General features: G+C 66.3%; 15 protein-coding genes. 7 read left to right on the top strand and 8 right to left on the bottom strand.

Annotated elements, in window-relative coordinates:
- The first annotated feature begins 845 nt into the window (after nucleotides 1-845).
- Nucleotides 846-2,069 carry a hypothetical protein gene (locus ACFVVM_RS12525; protein ID WP_387616850.1) on the top strand — a complete coding sequence of 408 codons (1,224 nt, stop codon included), beginning with the start codon at nucleotides 846-848 and terminating at the stop codon, nucleotides 2,067-2,069.
- Between the two features lie 81 nt (nucleotides 2,070-2,150).
- Here the strand turns inward: ACFVVM_RS12525 and ACFVVM_RS12520 are convergent, their stop codons facing one another.
- The 3 genes from ACFVVM_RS12520 to ACFVVM_RS12510 all read right to left on the bottom strand — a co-directional run bounded on the left by ACFVVM_RS12520 (nucleotide 2,151) and on the right by ACFVVM_RS12510 (nucleotide 4,287).
- Complete coding sequence (locus tag ACFVVM_RS12520) at nucleotides 2,151-2,567, bottom strand: DoxX family protein (RefSeq protein WP_387616663.1); 417 nt, start codon at nucleotides 2,565-2,567, stop codon at nucleotides 2,151-2,153.
- A 103-nt stretch (nucleotides 2,568-2,670) separates the two neighbouring features.
- Nucleotides 2,671-3,225, bottom strand: a complete 555-nt coding sequence (locus ACFVVM_RS12515) for a PadR family transcriptional regulator (protein WP_387616661.1) — start codon at nucleotides 3,223-3,225, stop codon at nucleotides 2,671-2,673.
- 66 nt (nucleotides 3,226-3,291) lie between these two features.
- Nucleotides 3,292-4,287, bottom strand: a complete 996-nt coding sequence (locus ACFVVM_RS12510; RefSeq protein WP_387616659.1) for an NAD(P)H-dependent flavin oxidoreductase — start codon at nucleotides 4,285-4,287, stop codon at nucleotides 3,292-3,294.
- Between the two features lie 291 nt (nucleotides 4,288-4,578).
- On the opposite strand from ACFVVM_RS12510, the gene ACFVVM_RS12505 reads away from it, so the two are divergent.
- The 5 genes from ACFVVM_RS12505 (at nucleotide 4,579) to recN (ending at nucleotide 9,365) form a co-directional block, all read left to right on the top strand.
- Nucleotides 4,579-5,472 carry an HAD-IIA family hydrolase gene (locus ACFVVM_RS12505; protein WP_387616657.1) on the top strand — a complete coding sequence of 298 codons (894 nt, stop codon included), beginning with the start codon at nucleotides 4,579-4,581 and terminating at the stop codon, nucleotides 5,470-5,472.
- Between the two features lie 13 nt (nucleotides 5,473-5,485).
- The gene (locus ACFVVM_RS12500; protein ID WP_240505295.1) at nucleotides 5,486-5,773 is read left to right on the top strand and encodes a hypothetical protein; all 288 of its coding nucleotides are present in this window, start codon (nucleotides 5,486-5,488) and stop codon (nucleotides 5,771-5,773) included.
- A 1-nt stretch (nucleotide 5,774) separates the two neighbouring features.
- Nucleotides 5,775-6,596, top strand: coding sequence for a TlyA family RNA methyltransferase (locus ACFVVM_RS12495; protein WP_387616654.1), 822 nt, complete (start codon nucleotides 5,775-5,777; stop codon nucleotides 6,594-6,596).
- Nucleotides 6,593-7,525: an NAD kinase gene (locus ACFVVM_RS12490; protein ID WP_387616652.1), complete on the top strand. Its 933-nt coding sequence runs from the start codon at nucleotides 6,593-6,595 to the stop codon at nucleotides 7,523-7,525. Before ACFVVM_RS12495 ends, ACFVVM_RS12490 begins: the two co-directional genes overlap by 4 nt.
- A 70-nt stretch (nucleotides 7,526-7,595) precedes the next feature.
- A complete protein-coding gene (recN, locus tag ACFVVM_RS12485) occupies nucleotides 7,596-9,365 on the top strand; it encodes a DNA repair protein RecN (protein ID WP_387616650.1) in 1,770 nt (589 codons plus the stop codon).
- An 84-nt stretch (nucleotides 9,366-9,449) separates the two neighbouring features.
- Here recN and ACFVVM_RS12480 read toward each other — a convergent pair whose 3' ends face one another.
- Nucleotides 9,450-9,869, bottom strand: coding sequence for an SRPBCC family protein (locus tag ACFVVM_RS12480; RefSeq protein WP_387616648.1), 420 nt, complete (start codon nucleotides 9,867-9,869; stop codon nucleotides 9,450-9,452).
- Nucleotides 9,870-9,965: 96 nt separating this feature from the next.
- The gene (locus tag ACFVVM_RS12475; protein WP_387616646.1) at nucleotides 9,966-10,787 is read right to left on the bottom strand and encodes a CPBP family intramembrane glutamic endopeptidase; all 822 of its coding nucleotides are present in this window, start codon (nucleotides 10,785-10,787) and stop codon (nucleotides 9,966-9,968) included.
- 178 nt (nucleotides 10,788-10,965) lie between these two features.
- Here ACFVVM_RS12475 and steA point away from each other — a divergent pair, with 178 nt between their 5' ends.
- On the top strand, nucleotides 10,966-12,165 hold the full coding sequence (gene steA, locus ACFVVM_RS12470) for a putative cytokinetic ring protein SteA (RefSeq protein ID WP_387616644.1): 1,200 nt from the start codon (nucleotides 10,966-10,968) through the stop codon (nucleotides 12,163-12,165).
- Nucleotides 12,166-12,247: 82 nt separating this feature from the next.
- Here steA and ACFVVM_RS12465 read toward each other — a convergent pair whose 3' ends face one another.
- The 3 genes from ACFVVM_RS12465 to ACFVVM_RS12455 all read right to left on the bottom strand — a co-directional run bounded on the left by ACFVVM_RS12465 (nucleotide 12,248) and on the right by ACFVVM_RS12455 (nucleotide 19,283).
- A complete protein-coding gene (locus ACFVVM_RS12465) occupies nucleotides 12,248-13,459 on the bottom strand; it encodes a tyrosine-type recombinase/integrase (RefSeq protein ID WP_387616642.1) in 1,212 nt (403 codons plus the stop codon).
- Between the two features lie 849 nt (nucleotides 13,460-14,308).
- On the bottom strand, nucleotides 14,309-19,072 hold the full coding sequence (locus ACFVVM_RS12460) for a tape measure protein (protein WP_387616640.1): 4,764 nt from the start codon (nucleotides 19,070-19,072) through the stop codon (nucleotides 14,309-14,311).
- Nucleotides 19,065-19,283: a hypothetical protein gene (locus tag ACFVVM_RS12455; RefSeq protein ID WP_387616638.1), complete on the bottom strand. Its 219-nt coding sequence runs from the start codon at nucleotides 19,281-19,283 to the stop codon at nucleotides 19,065-19,067. Before ACFVVM_RS12455 ends, ACFVVM_RS12460 begins: the two co-directional genes overlap by 8 nt.
- Nucleotides 19,284-19,318: the final 35 nt, after the last annotated feature.

Genomic DNA, 19,318 nt, shown 5'->3' with positions numbered 1-19,318 from the left:
ATCGCTCCCGTGGCGGTTCGGATCGCGGCGGCTTCCGGCGTAGCGACAGCGATGATCGTTCGCGGGGTAGCTCGGATCGCGGTGGGTTCCGCCGTGACGAGGGTGGCGACCGTTCGCGTGGCGGGTCGGACCGTGGTGGTGATCGTGGCGGTTACCAGCGTCGCGATGACGCGGGCCGCGGTGGTTCCGGTGATCGTGGTGGATTCCGGCGCGATGACCGAGATGACCGCTCGCGCGGCAGCTCCGATCGCGGCGGTTTCCGGCGCAATGAGGGCGATGATCGCTCCCGTGGCGGTTCGGATCGCGGCGGCTTCCGGCGTAGCGACAGCGATGATCGTTCGCGGGGTAGCTCGGATCGCGGTGGGTTCCGCCGTAACGAGGGTGATGATCGTTCGCGGGGTAGCTCGGATCGCGGTGGGTTCCGCCGTAACGAGGGTGATGATCGCTCGCGTGGCGGTTCGGATCGTGGCGGGTTCGGCGGTGGGGAGACCTCCGATCGTGGCGGCTATCAGCGGCGTGACGACAAGGACCGCGGCGGGTTCCGGCGCGAGGATGATCGCGGGCGTGGTGGATTCAAGCGCGGTGGCGACTCCGGTGGCGGCCGCAAGTTCGTCGGCGAGGACGGTAAGCCGCTCGACGGCACCTACCGGGAGAAGCGCCGTGAACGGGACAGCGACGTGCTCGGCGTGGTCTCCGCGGCCGACGCTTCGACTGTCGAGCCTTCGGCCGACGAGTCCGCTGCCGTCGAGTCGGTGGAGAGCGGCTCCTCGGCATCGGCCGATGCCGCAGCGTCCACTGAGCAGTCCGACACCGCGTCCACAACAGAACGTGAGTCGGCGGACGACCTGGTAGCGGGTGCCTCGGCGCCGGCCGCCGAGGCAACGGACGACCGCACGACCTCTGACGAGGCATCGGAACGTGCCGAAGCGGACACGGATGACGACCGCCCACGTGGCTCGGACCGTGACGACCATTCTTCCGACGGCGCGGCCCGCCCACGTGGCGGCGCAGGCCGTGACGACAGTTCCGGCGATGCCGCTGATCGTGGTGACCGTTCCGGTGGCGCCGCCGATCGTGACGATCGCTCTGGCGATGCCGCTGATCGTGACGATCGCTCCGGTGGCGCCGGCGACGGCGACGACAGCTCCGGCGATGCCGCTGATCGTGGTGACCGTTCCGGTGGTGCCGCTGATCGTGCCTACGGTCGTTCCGATCGTGATGACCGCGCCGGCAGCGGTTCCGATCGTGGCTTCCGCTCGCGCGGTGGCTCGGATCGGGACGAGGACTCCAGCGGCGCGCGTTCGGGCAGCTACGACCGTGGTGACGATCGTCGTCGCGGCGGTGAAGGTGCCCGGGCGACCGGTGGGCGGACGAGTGATCGTCGTTCGGACCGGCCGGAGGAGCCGGATCTGCCCGAGGACGTGCAGGCCTCCGATCTGGATCCGGCCGTGCGCCGTGATCTGCTGAGCCTGGACAAGAACAATGCCGAGACCGTGGCACGGCACATGGTGATGGCCGTCGAGTTGCTCGACGACGATCCGCGCCTCGCCCTCGCCCACGCCAGGGCGGCCCGGCAGCGCGCCGGCCGTATCGCGGTGGTGCGTGAGACCGCCGGTGTGGTGGCTTACCACGCCGAGGAATGGGCCGAGGCGCTCTCGGAGCTGCGGACCGCGCGTCGCATGTCGGGTGGCTCCGGGCTGCTCGCCGTGATGGCGGACTGCGAGCGTGGCCTCGGCAGGCCGGAACGGGCCATCGAGCTCGGTCGCAGCGAGGAGGCCCAGCGGCTCTCCGGTGACGAGGCCACCGAACTGCGGATCGTGGTCGCCGGCGCCCGGATGGACCTGGGCCAGTTCGACCAGGCCGTGGTGACGTTGCAGACTTCGGATCTGGACCCGGCGCGCACCGGTTCGGCCGCCGCCCGCCTGTTCTACGCCTACGCCGACGCCCTGGTGGCCGCGGGCCGCACCGACGAGGGCCTGCAGTGGTTCCTCAATGCCGCGGCCGCCGACCTCGACGGCGAGACCGACGCCGAGGACCGCGCCACCGAGCTCACCGGCGACGCGCAGTAACGACCCTCGGACAGACAGCACAACGGCCGCCGGTCGGGACCCCGTACTGGGTTCCGGCCGGCGGCCGTTGTGGTTGTCGGGTCAGAAGGCGCCGAACAGCGGTCCGGTGAGGCCGAGCGCGACCTGCTGGGTGGTGTTCACCAGGTAGAACAGGATCAGCGCGCCGCCGATGATGGCGAGGTTCTTGTTGAAGCTGATCAGCTCGGTCTGCTTGACCTGCGGATCGGTCTCCTTCCAGAACGCGTGCATGAGCACGCTCACGGGTACCAGGAACACGACCAGCAGCAGCGCGCCGAGGTCGATCCAGACACCGAGGACGAGCGAGAGCGCGGCGAGCACCGCGATCACGCCGCTGGCGAGCACACCCGCCTTCGCGGCCGGGACTCCCTTGGCCGCCGCGTACTGGGCCATACCGTCGGCCTGGGTGAAGTGGCCGAGCGCGGAGAACGCGAAGATCGCCGCGAGCAGGATGCGGCCGAGAAGAAAGACGATGTCCACAGCAGGACCCTTCCGTTCGAGTGGGGACGACCGCATGGGTGCGGCGTTCACCCGAATAACCGGACTGTGGTCCGTTTGCTTCCCGACGGGGGTGTGCTGCGTGTCACACGGTGGTGCGACGCTGGAGCTCGTCGATCGTGTCGATGGCCTCGCGGCACCATTCGACCCAGCTGCGTTCCATGCCGATGCCGCTCTTGAGCACCAGGTGGCGCAGGACGTCGGCATCGGTGTCGACGGTGGCGAAGTCGCGCTCCTCGATGGCCTTGTATTCGGCGTAGGCGCGCTCGTGGATCTGCAGGTGGTGTCCGACGGCTTCACGCAGGCCGTCGAGATCGCCCACCGTGGCCGCCGCGCGCACGCGCACGATCAGCGGTTCGCGCAGTTTCGCGGGGTCGTCGATCTCGCGCACCCAGTTGCGCAGGGCCGTCGTGCCCGCCGTAGTGATGGCGAAGCGTTTGGGCTGACCGCGTTCGGCGCGGGGCGGTTGGGGGGCCTCGGCGATGAGCTCGGCCGTGCTGAGGCGGTCGAGTTCGCGGTAGATCTGCTGGTGGGACGCGGCCCAGAAGTAGCCGAACACGCGGTCGAAACGTTTGGCCAGTTCGAAGCCGCTCGCCTCCCGTTCGGCGAGCGAGGTCAGGATCGCGAACCGTAATGCCATGGACTGCATGGTATGGCAGGGGCCGCGTCGCGCCGGTTGGTCGCGAACCGCGGCCCCTGCGTGGTGCTACCTGACCGGCTGGGCGATCCGGTCGCCGAGCTTGCGGGCGAGTTCCTCGCGTGCCTGGTCGTACTCGGCGGTGAGGTTCGCGACGAGCTGGGCCACCGGCAGGCTCTGCTTGATCGCGCCGATGCCCTGCCCGGAACCCCAGATGTCCTTCCACGCCTTGGCATCCGCGCCGCTGCCGGACCCGAAGTTCATGGCCGAGGGATCGGATTCGGGCAGATTGTCGGGGTCGAGGCCCGCGGCGGTGATGCTGCCGCGCAGGTAGTTGCCGTGCACGCCGGTGAACAGGTTGCTGTAGACGATGTCCCTGGCGGCCGAGTCCACGATCATCTGCTTGTAGCCCTCGACCGTGTTGGCCTCGGCGGTGGACAGGAACGCCGACCCGATGTAGGCGAAGTCCGCGCCGGCGGCCTGGGCGGCCAGGATCGACCGGCCGTGCGCGATGGCGCCCGAGAGCAGCACCGGCCCGTCGAACCACTGCCGGATCTCCTGGACCAGGGCGAACGGCGACTGGGTGCCCGCGTGCCCGCCCGCGCCCGCCGCGACGGCGATGAGTCCGTCGGCACCCTTCTCGATCGCCTTGTGCGCGTACTCGTTGTTGATCACGTCGTGCAGGACGATGCCGCCGTAGGAGTGGACGGCGTCGTTGATCTCGGGGCGCGCGCCGAGGGAGGTGATCACGATCGGCGCGCGATGCTCGACGATGGTCGCCATGTCCTGTTCGAGGCGGTCGTTGGAGCGGTGCACGATCTGGTTCACCGCGAACGGCGCGACGACGGCGTCGGGGTTGGCGGCGGCGAAGGCGGCGTTCTCCTCGACGATGCGGTCGAGCCAGTCGGTGAGTAGCGCGGCGGGGCGGGCGTTGAGCGCGGGGAACGATCCGACCACGCCGGCCTGACACTGGGCGATGACCAGTTCGGGCCCGGACGCGATGAACAACGGCGAGCCGATCACCGGCAGCGAGAGGCGCTCGGACAGCCACGTGGTTACTGACATGTTGGATCCTTCGTCGAGGGGCAGAACAGCAGAGTAGATCGGCCCGTCGGGGTTCTGCAACTAGTTGCATAAAACGTGTGCGTGCTCACAGGGTGCGCCGTCGTGGCACGTCAGGGCCCGACTCGCCGGGCCGGGGACCGGGAAAACGGGCCGCCCGCTCCGAGCGGAACCCGGATGCCCGATCATGAACGGTGAGAGCGCCATCCGGCCGGTGACGAGGTGAACCTGTCGGTGGCCTCGCCTAGGGTCGCGGAAGTGACCGGCTCGGCAGTGACGACGGAGTGAGGGTGTGTGAACCGGCTACGCGATCGATACGAGGCATTGCTGCTCGATCTGGACGGGACGCTGTACCGCGGTCCCGCGGTGATCGACGGTGGACCGAAAGCACTGGCGCCCGAGGGTGATTCGGCACAGCGGCTGGTGTACGTGACCAACAACGCGGCGCGTGGGCCCGGTGCGGTCGCCGGGCATCTGGCGGAGCTGGGCTATCCGGCCACCGCGGCGGACGTGGTCACCAGCGCGCAGGCCGCCGCGAGGATGTTGGCGCTGCGGTTGGCGCCCGGTGACCGGGTGCTCGTCGTGGGGACCGAGGATCTCGTCGCCGAGGTCGCGGCCGTCGGTCTCGAGCCGATCCGGCGGTTCGGCGACACGCCGCCCGCGGCGGTCGTGCAGGGGCACTCGCCGACGACGGCATGGCCCGATCTCGCCGAGGCCGCCTATGCGTTGCGGACCGGCGCGTTGTGGATCGCCGCCAACACCGACCGCACCCTGCCGAACGAGCGGGGGCTGGCCCCGGGCAACGGGTCGATGGTCGCCGCGCTGCGCACGGCCTCGGATCGTGAGCCGCTGGTGGCGGGCAAGCCGTACGCGCCGCTGATGGAGGACGCGATCGAGCGGGCGCGCACACGCAACGCCCTGGTGGTCGGGGACCGGCTCGACACCGATATCGAGGGCGCCAACGGGCTCGGTCTCGACTCGCTGCTCGTGCTCACCGGAGTCAGCACGCTCGACGAGGTGATCACCGCGCCGGCCGCGCAGGTGCCGACCTACATCGCCACCTCGCTGGACGCGCTCAACGCCGACGTCGTACCAGGGCCCGCCACGCCCGCGGCGGTCGCGGAGCTGTTGCGGCAGTACCCCGGCCGGGCGGTACGGGTGCGCGCGGCCGATTCGGAAATCCGATAGCGTTGTCGGCACGATGAGTACTCCGAGTTCACCGCCGACCGGCGGGTCACAGCCACCCCGGCCCGCGATGCCCGTGCCCGGCAGTCACCTGCCCGGCGCCGCGGCGCGCCAGGAACCGGCCGACCCGAACCGGATCAGAGCCGAGGTGGCCGGACTGCTCGCCGAACTCGGTCCGCCGACGGCCGGGTCCTCTCCGGCGGAGAACACCGAGACCGGCGCCGACATCACCCGCCGCGCGCGCATCCTCGAACAGGCGCACGACGTACTCGTCGACGCACTGGCGACAGTGGACAAGATCTGAGGTGGCCAGGCGAGCGCGAGTGGACGCCGAACTGGTCCGGCGCGGATTGGCCCGATCGCGAGAACACGCGGTCGAGCTGATCGGCGCGGGCCGCGTCCTGATTGCCGGAACCGTCGCGGTGAAACCGGCGACGGCCGTGGAGACGGGCACCCCGCTGATCGTGCGGGAGGAACCCGATGAGGTGTCGTGGGCTTCGCGCGGTGCGCACAAGCTGCTCGGCGCGCTCGAGGCGTTCGAGCCGCAGGGGCTGACGGTCGAGGGGAAGCGGTGCCTCGACGCCGGTGCCTCGACCGGCGGGTTCACCGATGTGCTGCTCACCAGGGGCGCGCGCGAGGTGGTCGCGGTCGACGTCGGGTACGGCCAGCTGATCTGGCGGCTGCAGAACGACGACCGGGTGCGGGTGTTAGATCGCACCAACGTGCGCGGCATCACCCCCGAAATCATCGGCGGCACAGTGGAATTGGTCGTCGGTGACCTCTCGTTCATCTCACTGGGACTGGTGCTGCCCGCGCTGGCCGCCTGCACGAGTGCCGGTGCCGAGCTGCTGCCGATGGTGAAGCCGCAGTTCGAGGTCGGCAAGGAACGGGTCGGCGCCGGTGGCGTGGTGCGTGATCCGGCCCTGCGGGCCGAGGTGGTGCGCGAGGTCGCCGCCGCGGCGGGCGCGCTGGGTCTGCGCACCCTCGGTGTGGTCGCGAGTCCGCTGCCGGGGCCGTCGGGCAACGTGGAGTACTTCCTGTGGCTGCGCAAGGTCGGCCCGTTCGACTACGACGCCGAGCAGGTCGCGGAGCTGGTCGCCCGCGCGGTCGAGGAGGGTCCGCAGTGAGCACGCACGAGGGCAGGGAGATCCTGCTCGTCGCCCATCCCGGTCGCGCGGAGATCATCGAGACCGCGCACCGGGTGGCGAAGATCTTCGCCGAGGCGGGCATCTGCCTGCGGGTGCTGGCCGACGAGGCCGACAGCACCCGGTTCGACGGCGAACCGGCCGGTTTCCCGGTGCGGGTGGTGCCGCACAGCCCGTCCGCGGCGCAGGGCTGCGAGATGGTGCTCGCCCTCGGCGGTGACGGCACCTTCCTGCGGGCGGCCGAACTCGGGCGGCCCTCCGGTGTGCCGGTGCTCGGAATCAACCTGGGCCGCATCGGTTTTCTCACCGAGGCCGAGGCCGAGCATCTCGACGAAGCGCTGGCCCAGGTGGTCGACCGGGACTACCAGGTCGAGAACCGGATGACCATCGACGTCACCGTCCGCGTCGACGACGTGATCGTCGAACGCGGCTGGGCGCTGAACGAGGCCAGCCTCGAGAACGCCCAGCGGATGGGCGTGCTGGAAGTGGTGCTCGAGGTGGACGGGCGGCCGGTGTCGTCGTTCGGCTGCGACGGCATCCTCATCTCCACCCCCACCGGATCGACCGCGTACGCGTTCTCGGCGGGCGGACCCGTCGTCTGGCCCGAGCTCGAGGCGATGCTGGTGATCCCGAGCAACGCCCACGCGCTGTTCGCGCGGCCGCTGGTGACCAGCCCGGAATCGCGGATCGCGGTGGAGACGGTGGCGCTCGGCCACGACGCGATCGTGTTCCTCGACGGCAGGCGCACCCTGGCCCTGCCTCGTGGCGGGCGCGCCGAAGTGGTGCGCGGCGAGCGGCCGGTGCGCTGGGTGCGGCTGGATTCGGCGCCCTTCGCCGACCGGATGGTGCGCAAGTTCCAGCTGCCGGTTACCGGCTGGCGGGGCAGACGTCGAACGGATGACCCGGCATGAGTGGTCGGCGCCCGCTCGTGCCAAGACGACTCCGCACGGGCGGCTCGCCGCTTGTGCCGGAAGGACACCGATGCTGACAGAGATCAGGATTGACGGACTCGGCGTCATCTCGACGGCCACCGCCCAGTTCCATGCGGGACTGACCGTGCTCACCGGTGAGACCGGTGCGGGCAAGACCATGGTGGTCACCAGCCTGCACCTGCTCAGTGGCGCGCGCGCCGATGCGGGCCGGGTGCGGCTCGGTGCGGCGAAAGCCGTGGTCGAGGGGCGGTTCGTCGTCGACGATGTCAACGAGGCGGCGCGCGCGGCGGTCGGTGAGGTGCTCGAGTCCTCGGGCGCGGAGGCCGATGAGGACGGCAGTGTGATCGCGGTCCGCACCGTCAACAGTGATGGGCGTTCGCGGGCGCATCTGGGCGGACGCGGGGTGCCTGCGGCGGTGCTCGGTGAGTTCACCTCCCGGCTGCTGACCGTGCACGGCCAGAACGATCAGCTGCGGTTGCAACGTCCCGAACAGCAGCTCGCGGCCCTCGACCAGTTCGCCGGTGACAGTGTCGCCGCGCTGCTGCGCAAGTACCAGGTGCATCGCCGCACCTGGCTCGACGCGCGCTCCGAGTTGCTCGAACGCACCGCGCGCAGCAGGGAATTGGCGCTCGAGGCGGACCGGCTCAAGCATTCGCTCACCGAAATCGACGGCATCGCACCGGAACCGGGTGAGGACACTCGCCTCGTCGCCGAGATCCGCCGGCTCAGCGATCTCGATTCGCTGCGTGAGGCCGCCGTCGGCGCGCACGACGCGCTGTCGGGACCGGGTGACGCGGCCGTCGATGGTGGCGGTGTCCTCGATCTGCTCGGTGGGGCACGGGCCCGGCTCGATTCGGCCGACGACCCGGCGCTGGCCGCGCTCGCGCCGCGCCTCGGCGAGGCGATCGCGGTGGTGGTCGATGTGACCACCGAACTCAGCGGCTATCTGTCCGAACTGCCGTCGGACCCCAGTGCGCTGGACACGATGCTGAACCGGCAGGCCGAACTGAAATCGCTCACCCGCAAGTACGCGCCCGATATCGACGGTGTCATCGCTTGGGCCGACGAGTCGCGGGCGCGGCTCGACTCCCTCGACGTGTCCGAGGACGCGCTGGCCAAACTGGCGGGCGAGGTCGAGATCGCCGCGGGCAAGGTGCGCGAGGCCGCGCGCAAGCTCAGCGCCGCCCGCACCAAGGTGGCGGGCAAGCTGGCCACGGCGGTGAGCACCGAGCTCGGCGGCCTGGCCATGGGCAAGGCCCGGCTCGAGGTGCAGGTGCGCTCGATCCCGGCGAGCGCGCAGGACTCCGCCCCGCTCGAGGTCGACGGGGTGCAGCTGCACGCGGGATCCACCGGCGTCGACGAGGTCGAATTCCGCCTCTCGGCGCATTCGGGCGCGCAGTCGCTGCCGCTGAGCAAGAGCGCCTCCGGTGGTGAACTCTCCCGGGTGATGCTGGCGCTGGAAGTGGTGCTGGCCGGCTCCGATCACGGCGCGACCATGGTGTTCGACGAGGTCGACGCGGGCGTCGGCGGTCGCGCGGCGGTCGAGATCGGCAAACGCCTTGCCCGCCTTGCCCGCACCCATCAGGTCATCGTCGTGACCCACCTGCCCCAGGTCGCGGCCTTCGCCGACACCCACCTGGTGGTGAACAAGTCCGACGATGGAAAAGGCAAGGTGGACAGCGGAGTTCGCACGCTGACCGACGAGGAACGCGTGGTGGAACTGGCCCGCATGCTCGCCGGCCTCGACGACACCGAGACCGGTCGCGCCCACGCGGAAGAACTCCTGGAAACCGCTCGCGCCGAGCGGTTGCCTGCCTGAACGCAGCGAAGTCGCCCACCAGAGTTGGTGGGCGACTTCGTATCGTGGGGCGCCTACTGCGCTTCCGACTCCGCGCTCCGGGAACTACTTGAGCGCTTTGCGGACCCCGCTGATGAGCTGGTTGGTCAGCTGGCGCAGGCCGAATTCGAGGACCGGCGCGGGCAGGGGCAGCGAAGGCTCGGAATCCATCGTGTAGACCACGCGGGTGCCGCCCTCGCTGGTGTCGGCGAAGGTGATGGTGCCGACGTGGCGCTTGACCGGGGCGCCCTTGACGATCTTGTATTCCATCCGCTCGCCGGGGACCAGGGCGATGATCTCCTCGGTGACGCCGACCTTCCCGAGGCCGAGCAGATGCTGGGCGCCGACGCCGGTGGCCGGATCGCCCTGCTTGATCAGCTTGACGTTGATCGGCAGGTGGGGGCTGACGCTCTCACGCTCGGTGAAGAGGCGGTAGACGATGTCGCGAGGGGCGTCGAAAACCGTCTCGACGGTGCTGCTGGGCATGGATGACTCCTGTCCGAGATGTCTGTGACCCGCAGCATACGGGTAAACCTCAGTGGCGTTCCGATCTGGCCGCCATGGTGTCGAAGAACCAGAGGGCTAGCCGCCCAGTGTGAAGAACATGGTCAGTGGGGCGTTGATCAGTCCGTGTACGGCGATGACCAGCCAGGGATTGCGGTGGCGGGCCCACAGGTAGCCGAGGAAGAGTCCGGTGACGCCCTGATTGGCGATGACGGCGGCGAAGTCGAGCGGGAAGCCGAGGCCGCCCTGGATGGCGGTGTGCCAGCTCGCCCACAGCAGTGAGCTCAGCGCGATGGCGGGCCACATGCCGTAGCGGGCCTCGAGCCGGGTCTGCAGCCAGAAGCGGTAGAAGACCTCCTCGATCACGGCATTGAGTACGAAGACGATCGCGATGGTGATCGGATCGAGCGCGGTACCGGACGAGGAGGGCTGCAGCCAGGTGGCCACCGCGACGAACGCGAGGACGGCGGGTAGCGGGCGCAGCCAGCGGCCCCTGGTATCGATGCGCGCCCACTCTCGCAGGGTGGCCCATCCGGCGATCAGCGGAATCGTCAGCAGCGCCAGCTTCAGCAGCACGAACCAGCCGTCGCCCGGCAGCAGGTGTACCGCGACGGCGAAGGCGACGGCCAGGGCCGCCAGTAGCCAGGCCTGCCGGGTGACGCGGGACCGGGGGACGGCGGCGAACGGATCGGCGGGCGGCCTGCCCGGGCGAATCGCCCACGCGAGCGCGATGCCTGCCGCCGCGGGCAGCCACACGGTCAGCAGTGACCGGGTGTCGTGGTGGTCGGCGCTGTAGCGCAGTGCGGTGTTCCCGGTGAGGACCAGCGCGACGATCGCGGCGGCGTATATCGCAGCGCAGCCCAGGCCGAGCAGTAGTCCACGATCCCGCGAAATCTCCATCACCCCAACATAATCGAGCCAGGCGACGGGCCGGCTCACCCGGCAGTTGCCACCTGAGTGTCCGATCGCGAGCCAGCACTGAACAGTTCTCATCGGTGATAGATCACTGTGACGAATGTGATCGGCGATTCGGCGCGCCTCCACCAAAGGTTGAGGGTTTGGCGAGATCATCGGCCCCATGAGGATGCCGGGGTTGTTGTCGAGGAACACGGAAACGCTGCCCGGTGTCGCCGGGATCGCCCGGGTGGATCGCAACACCCGGCGCCTGCTGGGACGGGTCGGGCCGGGGGACATCGTCGTCCTCGACGAGACCGATCTGGACCGCCACACCGCCGACCGGTTGGTCGAGGCCGGTGTCGTCGCGGTGATCAACACCTCGCCATCGATCTCGGGACGCTACCCCAATCTGGGCCCGGAAGTGCTGGTGGCCAATGGGATCGTGCTGATGGACACGGTGTCCTCCGACGCGTTCGGCAAGATCAAGGACGGCAGCAAGATCCGTATCGACGAGGGCATCGTCTACGCGGACAAGCTGACCAAGAAGGAACCCGAGGTCCTGGTCGAGGGCATCGAGTTCGACGAGTCCGCCATCGCCGACCGGATGATCGAGGCGCGCAACGGCCTCGCCGATCACCTGGACGCGTTCGCGGGCAACACCACCGAGTTCGTGCGCACCGAGAGCGCGCTGCTGATCGACGGCATCGGCGTGCCCGAGATCGAGCTGGAACTGCGCAACCGGCACGTGGTCGTCGTCGCCGACGGGTCGGGCCATCTCGAGGAACTGCAGCGGCTCAAGCCGTTCATCAAGGAGTACGCGCCGATCCTGATCGGGGTGGGTCGCGGCGCCGATACCCTGCGCAAGCTCAAGTACACGCCCGACCTGATCGTCGGCGATCCGGACGAGATCAGCACCGAGGCACTGCGATCCGGCGCGGAGATGATCCTGCCCGCCGACACCGACGGCCACGCCAAGGGCCTGGAACGCATCCAGGACCTCGGCATCGGCGCCACCACCTTCCCGTCCTCGGGCTCGCCCGCCGATCTGGCACTCATGCTGGCCGATCATCACGGGGCCTCGCTGATCGTGCTCGCCGGCGCGCCCGCCTCACTGGAGGACTTCTTCGATCGCGGCCGCCGCGACAGCAATCCGGCCACCTTCCTGACCCGGCTCAAGGTCGGGGCCAAGCTGGTCGACGCGAACGCGGTGTCGACGCTGTACCGGCACCGGTCCTCGGGTGCGGCGCTGGCGCTGGTCGTGCTGGCGGCGCTGATCGCGGTCGTCGTGGTGATCCTGGCCTCGCACAACGGCCCCGAGGTGCTGGACTGGGCCATCGACTACTGGAACCGCTTCGTGCTGTGGGTGCGTGGTCTGCTGTGATCTCACTGCGTCAACACGGACATAGCCTGTGACCTGCGCATTGGTGATCATCCCAGCTCAATAGCATGAATATGGCACAGATTCAGCCGTGTAGTGCGTCGGTGAAGTCGGCTATGACGATGTCCTTGCCGGTGTAGTGGTCCCTGGTCACACGAGAGCCCTTACGGTGCCCTCCTGCGGCTTGTGCAGCCTCTTCGCCATGCTTCTCGGTAATCCGCTTGAACGCTGTCTTGCGGAGCGCCTTCGGCGTAGACCAGTCGAGTTCTGAGCCTTCAACGATCTTGTTCCATGTCTTGTTGAAGTCCTCCGGCGTGACCGGCGTCCCGTTGCGGGTGGTGAAGAGCAACGCCTGTTCGGCAGGCAGGGCGTTGATACGACGGGTGAGCATCTCCAAGGTTGCGGCACTCACCTTGACGAACCGGATCGACTCGTCTGTTTTCGGCATCTCTTGCCGGTACGCCTTGCAGCGTCCCCCGGTGGCGTCGTAGACCACGATCGTGCCCGTGACGGACACAACTCCCGTCTTTCGGTCTACGTCCTCTCTGCGGACAGCCAGGGCCTCCCCCGGCCTGCCGACGATGTCCAACATCAGGGCCCTGATATCGCAGTACCGTTCCCGGCTAGCGTTCCGACGCTTGCCGAAGTAGGCGGTTTCCAGCTCTAGATACCGCGTGTACTGCTCTGGGGTGAACGGACGCGGCTCCGGCCGGACAATCTTCACCACGTCGGACTCGTTCACCGGGTTGTACTCGCGGAGCCCGCTCTTCACCAGCAACCGGAACGTCTCGCGGAGCGCGATCCGGTGCTGTCTCGCCGTGGCGGGAGTGTGCCGCACAAGGTCTAGGTGTGCCTCAATGTGCCCGGTCAGCACATTAACGGCCTTCATCTTGCCGAGCACCGATCCTTCGATCTTCACAACGCCCGGTTTCGGCCGCTGTGTGGCCTTGTAGATGACGCGTTTGTAGTACCCGATGGATTGACCACGGTTGCCGGAGTGCTTCTCGTGACGCTGAATCCAGAGGTCTGCCAGCTCGAAAACGGTGATGTTCGGATCAAGCGTGCCGTTGGTCGGCTTCCAGTTCTTAAGGTTGTCGTCTGCCTTGTCGGCAGCGTCCCGCTTCGCCTTGGGTGCCGACTCCCGATACACCTGCGCGTTCTTCGGGTCCGGCATACCGGCACCGCGCCACGGGCACACGCCACGGAAGTAGTCCTTTTTGCCCTCCGCCTTGCGCGCCTTGTCCTCGTAGGCTTTGGGCTCTCCGCGCTTGCCTTCGGCGAGTTTGATCCTGCTCATGTCCGGGCTCCCTGGTCAGTGGTTGGTGCTAAGCGGCGTCGTCCGCGCGCTGGAAAGTGTTGGCGTCCTCGTAGGCGTAGATGTCCGCCCAGCGGTAGCGGACTGTGCGCCCGTACTTGATGAACCGGGGCCCGATGCCCTGGTATCGCTCTTTGGCTAGCCGCTGCGTAGTGGTCTGCCTGTACTCGGCGTACTGCTCACAGGTGACGAGTTTCTCTATGGTCTTGCTGCTCAGGGTGTTTCTCCGTTCGTAGTGCTGCCTTGAACCCCGCTTGAGGGAGGGCAGCGAGGGAAGTGCGGGGTACCCCCAGTACCGCTAGGTCTGGATGCACCCCTAGCGCGACAATGACGTTCCGCCGTCAGTCGGTTGCTTCGGTCGTTTGGTGATGCACGCCCCGCCGGGAATTGATCGGCAAGGGGCCAGGGCCGGGATGTTGCACGAAGCTAGGAACCCGCGAGGGAACCTCGCTATCCATGCCAGCAACCACGCTGGGACCGTCCGGGCCTGCCTTGATCGGTCAGCTTCGTGTCATCGGAATAGGTTGCAATTGGCCCTCTGACGGCCGACATCGCCGCCTGGTGGATGCGGCACACCCGTGGGTCACTACGGGCGCAGAGCGGCAAGCGGGGGAAGGTGGCTGAATAGCCGAATGCGGTAGGCTCACGGCCTACGGCGTCGGACTGCTGACTCAGTTCCTCGCCCAGGGCCCCGAAGCTGCGTCAACAGCTGCGGGGCCTGACTTGTAGAAGCGACCGTACAGGCAGGACGGCACCTAAGCAACAACACCCGCCGATCCTGTTGGATCGGACGACCCCGGCCCGGTCCGGAAACCGGGCCAGAGACACCCCCTAGCGGCGCATGTAAGTACGAGACATGTTCCGTTGGTGGTCGCCATACTTGCGTAGGCCCTGGTTGATGTTCTCGGACTGGATAGTCACGTTCGGTTGGCGTGCGGCATGTTCCAGCCGCTCGATGGTGTCGTTCATCTTGTCGAACGCATCCGACGAGTACATCCCCGTAGGTGCCTGCAAACCGAACCCACCCGCGAACTGGGCCAACTGAGCCGGTGAGTTGAAGATGGGTTCAGGCTTGCTGGACAAGTTGATACCCATCTCCCCCGGCTCAAGCCATCCGCCGGAGTCGAACACCTTCACCTCCGGCTTCGGCTTGGGCTTCGCCCAATCCGGCACGTCGCCGTTGTACCCGAGTTGTTTCATGATGTCGGCGTTCTCGAACGAAGGCACCGACGCCACCAGGGCGTCTACATCGGTTTCACTCGCGGCCGACACGGCTTCGTCGGCCACGTCCCACCAGTGCGAATCAGCAACAGTGTCCGGAAGGAAGATTTCCTTCGCGGAGTCGAACAAGATTCCGGCAGCGCTCGAAGCGAAGTTCTCGAAGACACCCTTCACGGTGGTAGCCGTCGACTTCGCGGAGTTCGAAACCGAGTTGGCTTCCTCCTGAGCCTTCGCCAGCGCTTGATCCGCTTTCGCCTTCTCAAGCTCAGTAGCGGACGGGTCGTCGTAGACCTCGTTCCGCCGGGCGTTGGCGTCTTCCACAGCTTGCAGCGCGTCGATACGCGCGGCCTTCTCGGCGTTGTACGCCTCGGTGAGCGCGGGTGCCTGCGGGGCCACACGGTCGCCGCCCTCTAGCGTTCCCTGCTTGTCTTTCTGGCCTTGCTGCTTGATCACCTTGGCTTCCGCGTCGGCAACGTCAAGGTCAGCTAGGCGGCGTTCGGAGTCCGAAGAATCCGCGGTGCCGTAGACCTCATCCCGGCGTTCCTTGGCTTGTGCGACCGCGATCCGGGCGCGCTCTAGGTCACGCTCGTCTTCGTCGGTCCACTCGACAAGCTTCCCACCGCGAGTCAGTGACCCGTAGTTCTTGATCAGTTCGTTCGGAAGGTGGAACTTGTACGGGAACTGTCCGTCAGTCGCTTTGGCTCGATTCCCACCGATGCCAGAGGTACCGAACGCACCGCCGGACTCAACCGGCATACCCGCCAAGGTGCCTGCCATGTGATCTTGGCTGACACCGACTTGGAACCACGTTCCTGCGGGCCCTAGGCCGCTTTCGAGACCAGCGGTAGCACCACCTAGCAGAGAGTGAGTCGTGTAAAGCCGCTTCGCGGAACCTTCCAGCCCCATCAGAATCTGTTGGAGCCAACCAACGAACCCGGAGCAGTCGAACCGGGTCGGCCCGGTTCCACCCCACGCATAGGCGTTTCCTTCGACCCCACGGGCCGCAGAAACAGCCTTCGAGACGAAGTCCGGCGTACCACCCTCCGCGAACGCCAGACCACCAGCGCGCGCCATAGCGCGGAGGTTGTAGACGCCTTGGTGGCCGCCCATGTTGGCGACTTCTTGGGCGGTGAGCACGTGTTCACCAGCGGACAAGAACGCCGGGATACTGTCCGACGTAGGTCCGCCAGCACCGAAGATCGGACCACCTGCGGCCCTCTGCTGTGGCAGGCGCATAGGCGCACGCCACGTACCGTCTGCGGTTGCCTCCTGATACGTGACCTTGACCGTCTTGTTCGACGGTAGATCATTGATCTTCTTTAGAAGGTCTTCGATCACCTTCATTACGCCGGGGACACTCGGAGCGTCCACCTTGAATTCGTAATCAGAGCCGGTTACCTGAGTAACCACGCCTCCGGCATCCTGAATCTGTTTGATCACGTCGGCTGAACCGGTGAGACGAGTATCGATCGTCACGCCGTCAGAGTTCTTGGCTAGCAACGTTTGCAGGACCGTTAGATCCTGCTTCGCTTTGTCCGCGCCCTTGGCCGCGATCAGTAGCTCAATTTCCTTGGGCAGGTACGAAACCGAAGTCGCAAGCGATTTGATCTGCTCCACAGTCAACCCGGTAGCCCGAGCAAGGTCGGCAAGGACTTGTTCGTTCCTCTCCCACACAGGTGCCATGTCGCCACCGGCGGCGGCAACACGCGCCGACTCGTCGCGTAGGTCGATCAGGACCGTACGGAGTTTGTCTCCGTTCGCGGTGGTCGTGTCGATACCACCAGCGGAGTTGATCAACGCCTCACCGAAGCCGTCAGACGCATTCCAAGCCTGCTCAGTGGACTTCACCACGTCACGGATGCTCTTGTTATACGAAGCCATCGCGTCGTCTAGTTGAACCGGCTTGTCCGCCAACCCATCTAGCGCGCGCTTCAACGCGTTAAAGCGGTCGTCAGCGGTAGCGGTTTCATCCGCCAGCGTCTTGATCGCCTGCGTCAACGAACCGAAACCCTGGGTCGAGTTCTGGGCCGCTTGTTGCGTTTCAAGATACGTACCGCGAAGGAAATTAAGGTGTTTGAGGGCGAACTCACTACCGTCACCAGTAGCGCGAAGCTTCTTTTCCAGCTCCGCGAAACCTTGGTTAGTAGACAACGCTTTCGTCAGGGCCGAATGCGACATGTTCAGTTCGTTTAGCGCATCTTGCGCTGCCTGATACTGGTCCGCAATGTTGTTCTCGCGCTTGATCGAGTCGTTCCAAGGCGCTTGCGTGAGTGCACGCCACTCGCTCCAGGCAGTCCTGTTAGCCGCGCCCGCTGCAAGTGCTGCGTCTAGCTCTCGCACCTGCTGACTCAGATTCGCCAGAGCATCGCCGGTCAACTCGCCATCGGTGGCGAGTAGCGCGGCGGCCATATCGCCCTGCGTCTTCGCTAGCTGTTGCCACGAATTCGTGACACCTTCAAGGCGCGCTTTGTGCGCGTCAAGGTCGCTGTTGATCTTCCACACCGCAATACCGGCGGCCAAGACTGCCGCCATCCACGGACCACCGAGCATGGAAACCATGCCGCTAGCGGCGTTGCGGACACCCGCAATCGCAGTTGCACCAACGGCCTGCACACGGGCACCGAACGCAGTCGCGGCAGCGGTCCCACGGAGTAGTGCTCCGGTGAGCCCTGTAGTACTCGCTGCCGCAGTAGCGGTAAGCGCCGAATACCGGCCTAGGGCCGATGTCGCCAGATTCGTAGAGTAGGTCTGAGCCGTCCAAGCTCGGACCGACTGATACCGCGAAGCGATGGCACCTTGGGTTGCTGCCACTTCGTGGCCGACAGAGGCGAGATACGTCCGCATGACTGCCGAGTGAGCAGTGATCGCCCGGACCATCGCCCACTGCGAAGCGATCTGAGCCGGGAGCATGATCGACTGCGCGACACGCGATGCTTCGTATGCGACATGAATGACCTTCGCGGCCAACAACGATGCCGCGTACGCGGTCAGAGCCGCTGTCACAAGCCAAGTGTTCTCAGCAAGAAGCGCCATGCCACGCGCGAAGTGTTCGATGATGACGGAGCCGACAACGCCGGTATCGCCAATGATCGAACCTAGGGACTTACCAACGGTTTTCGCTGCGTCGCCTAGTTTGGTGAACGTCTCAGCAAGCGTCTTACCGATACCGTTGACCTTGGTGTACGCGCCGCCGTCGACTTGTCCGCCGCGTAGCGAGTTGAAAAAGTCTTTGACCCCGTCAAGATCCTTGGACTTGACCGAATCCACAAGCTTCGAGATGGCTTCGCGGAAACGAAGCACCCAGTCAACAATCTTGGAATCTTCTTCGATTCCGAACGTCATAGACGCGCCTAGGTACTGCCCGTCTTTCAACAGGGCATAAATACCCTTGAGCCCGTCAGCGGCGAAACGCGCCTTAGAGCCGAATTTCTCCCAGTTGGAGGCCGGACCCTCGATAGAGTCTCCGTGCGTCCTGAATGCGGCGGTCATCTCAGTAATGCCCGTCGCAAGATACTGCGCCGCTCGCTGAACGTGAGGCTTTACCCGGTCTGCCCACTCGGTAATTCCACCGAGTGAACTTTTCATCATTGGCAGGAATGGTGACAGCGCAGCTTCGCCGATGCGGCCTAGAGCCGCCTGCATATTCTTCCAGCCGCCGCGCAAAGTCTCGCCCGACTTGAGGGCAGCACCACCGATGTTCTTCTCAATGACACCCCGGAAGGTCTCAGCATCAACCTTGCCCTTCTTGACCATGTCGGAAAGAGCTTCGGAGCTAACTCCGTATTCGTCCTGCAACCACTGGAAAATCGGGATACCACGGTCGGCAAGTTGGTTCAGGGTGTCTGTGTAGGCTTTGCCGCTGGTTTGTACCTTGCCGAAAATAGAGCCCATCGAAGCAAGATCAGTGCCCGCGATAGTCGCGGTATCGCCGACAAGCTTTAGGTACTTGGTGAGGTCTTCACCTTGTTTGATTCCTGCCGCTACGGCCGAAGCGGCAGCCGTCGCAGCCTCACCCATTCCGAAAGCGGTACCTTTGACCGACTCATTGGCAGACGCCATGATGGCGGCAATGCCTTCGGTCTGGTGACCAAGGCCCGCGAGTTTTCCTTTCGCGTCATCGATGGTGACCATGCGATTGAAGCCTTTGGTAAAGGCTGTGCCGATGGCGGCACCCGCGACCAAGCCGAGACCGGCACCGGCAACCTTGAAGGTTGACCCGATGCCGCTAGCGAGCTTCGAGCCAATGCCCTTACCGGCCTTGTCGGCTTGCGCCTCAACACCATTCAGCGATGCTGATACTTGCTTTGCTACTTGAGAAGACTCGACTACCAGCGAGACATACGCGGTTGCGAGTTCGGTTCCAGGGCTAGTCACTCAGTGCTCCGTGTTGCCTTAGTCGCTCTTCGTCCGAAACAACCCGCAGCGGTCGGGAGAACCGCTTAGAAGCGGCGAGTTCGCCCAGCTCGCGAGCTGTGGCAGGCGCGGAGGTATTCTCCGGCGCGGTGTACAGCAGGCCGAAGCGCTTCGCCGCATCGCGTTCGCCTTTCTGGCGCGCGGTGAGGGGAACCACGTTTTCGTCAGTCATTTGTTTCTCTTTCTGGGCAGGCCGCACCGGTGGCA

Source organism: Nocardia sp. NPDC058176 (assembly GCF_042883805.1).
In the GTDB taxonomy this organism is placed as follows: Bacteria; Actinomycetota; Actinomycetes; order Mycobacteriales; family Mycobacteriaceae; genus Nocardia.
This window is presented reverse-complemented; position numbering and strand designations above follow the sequence as displayed.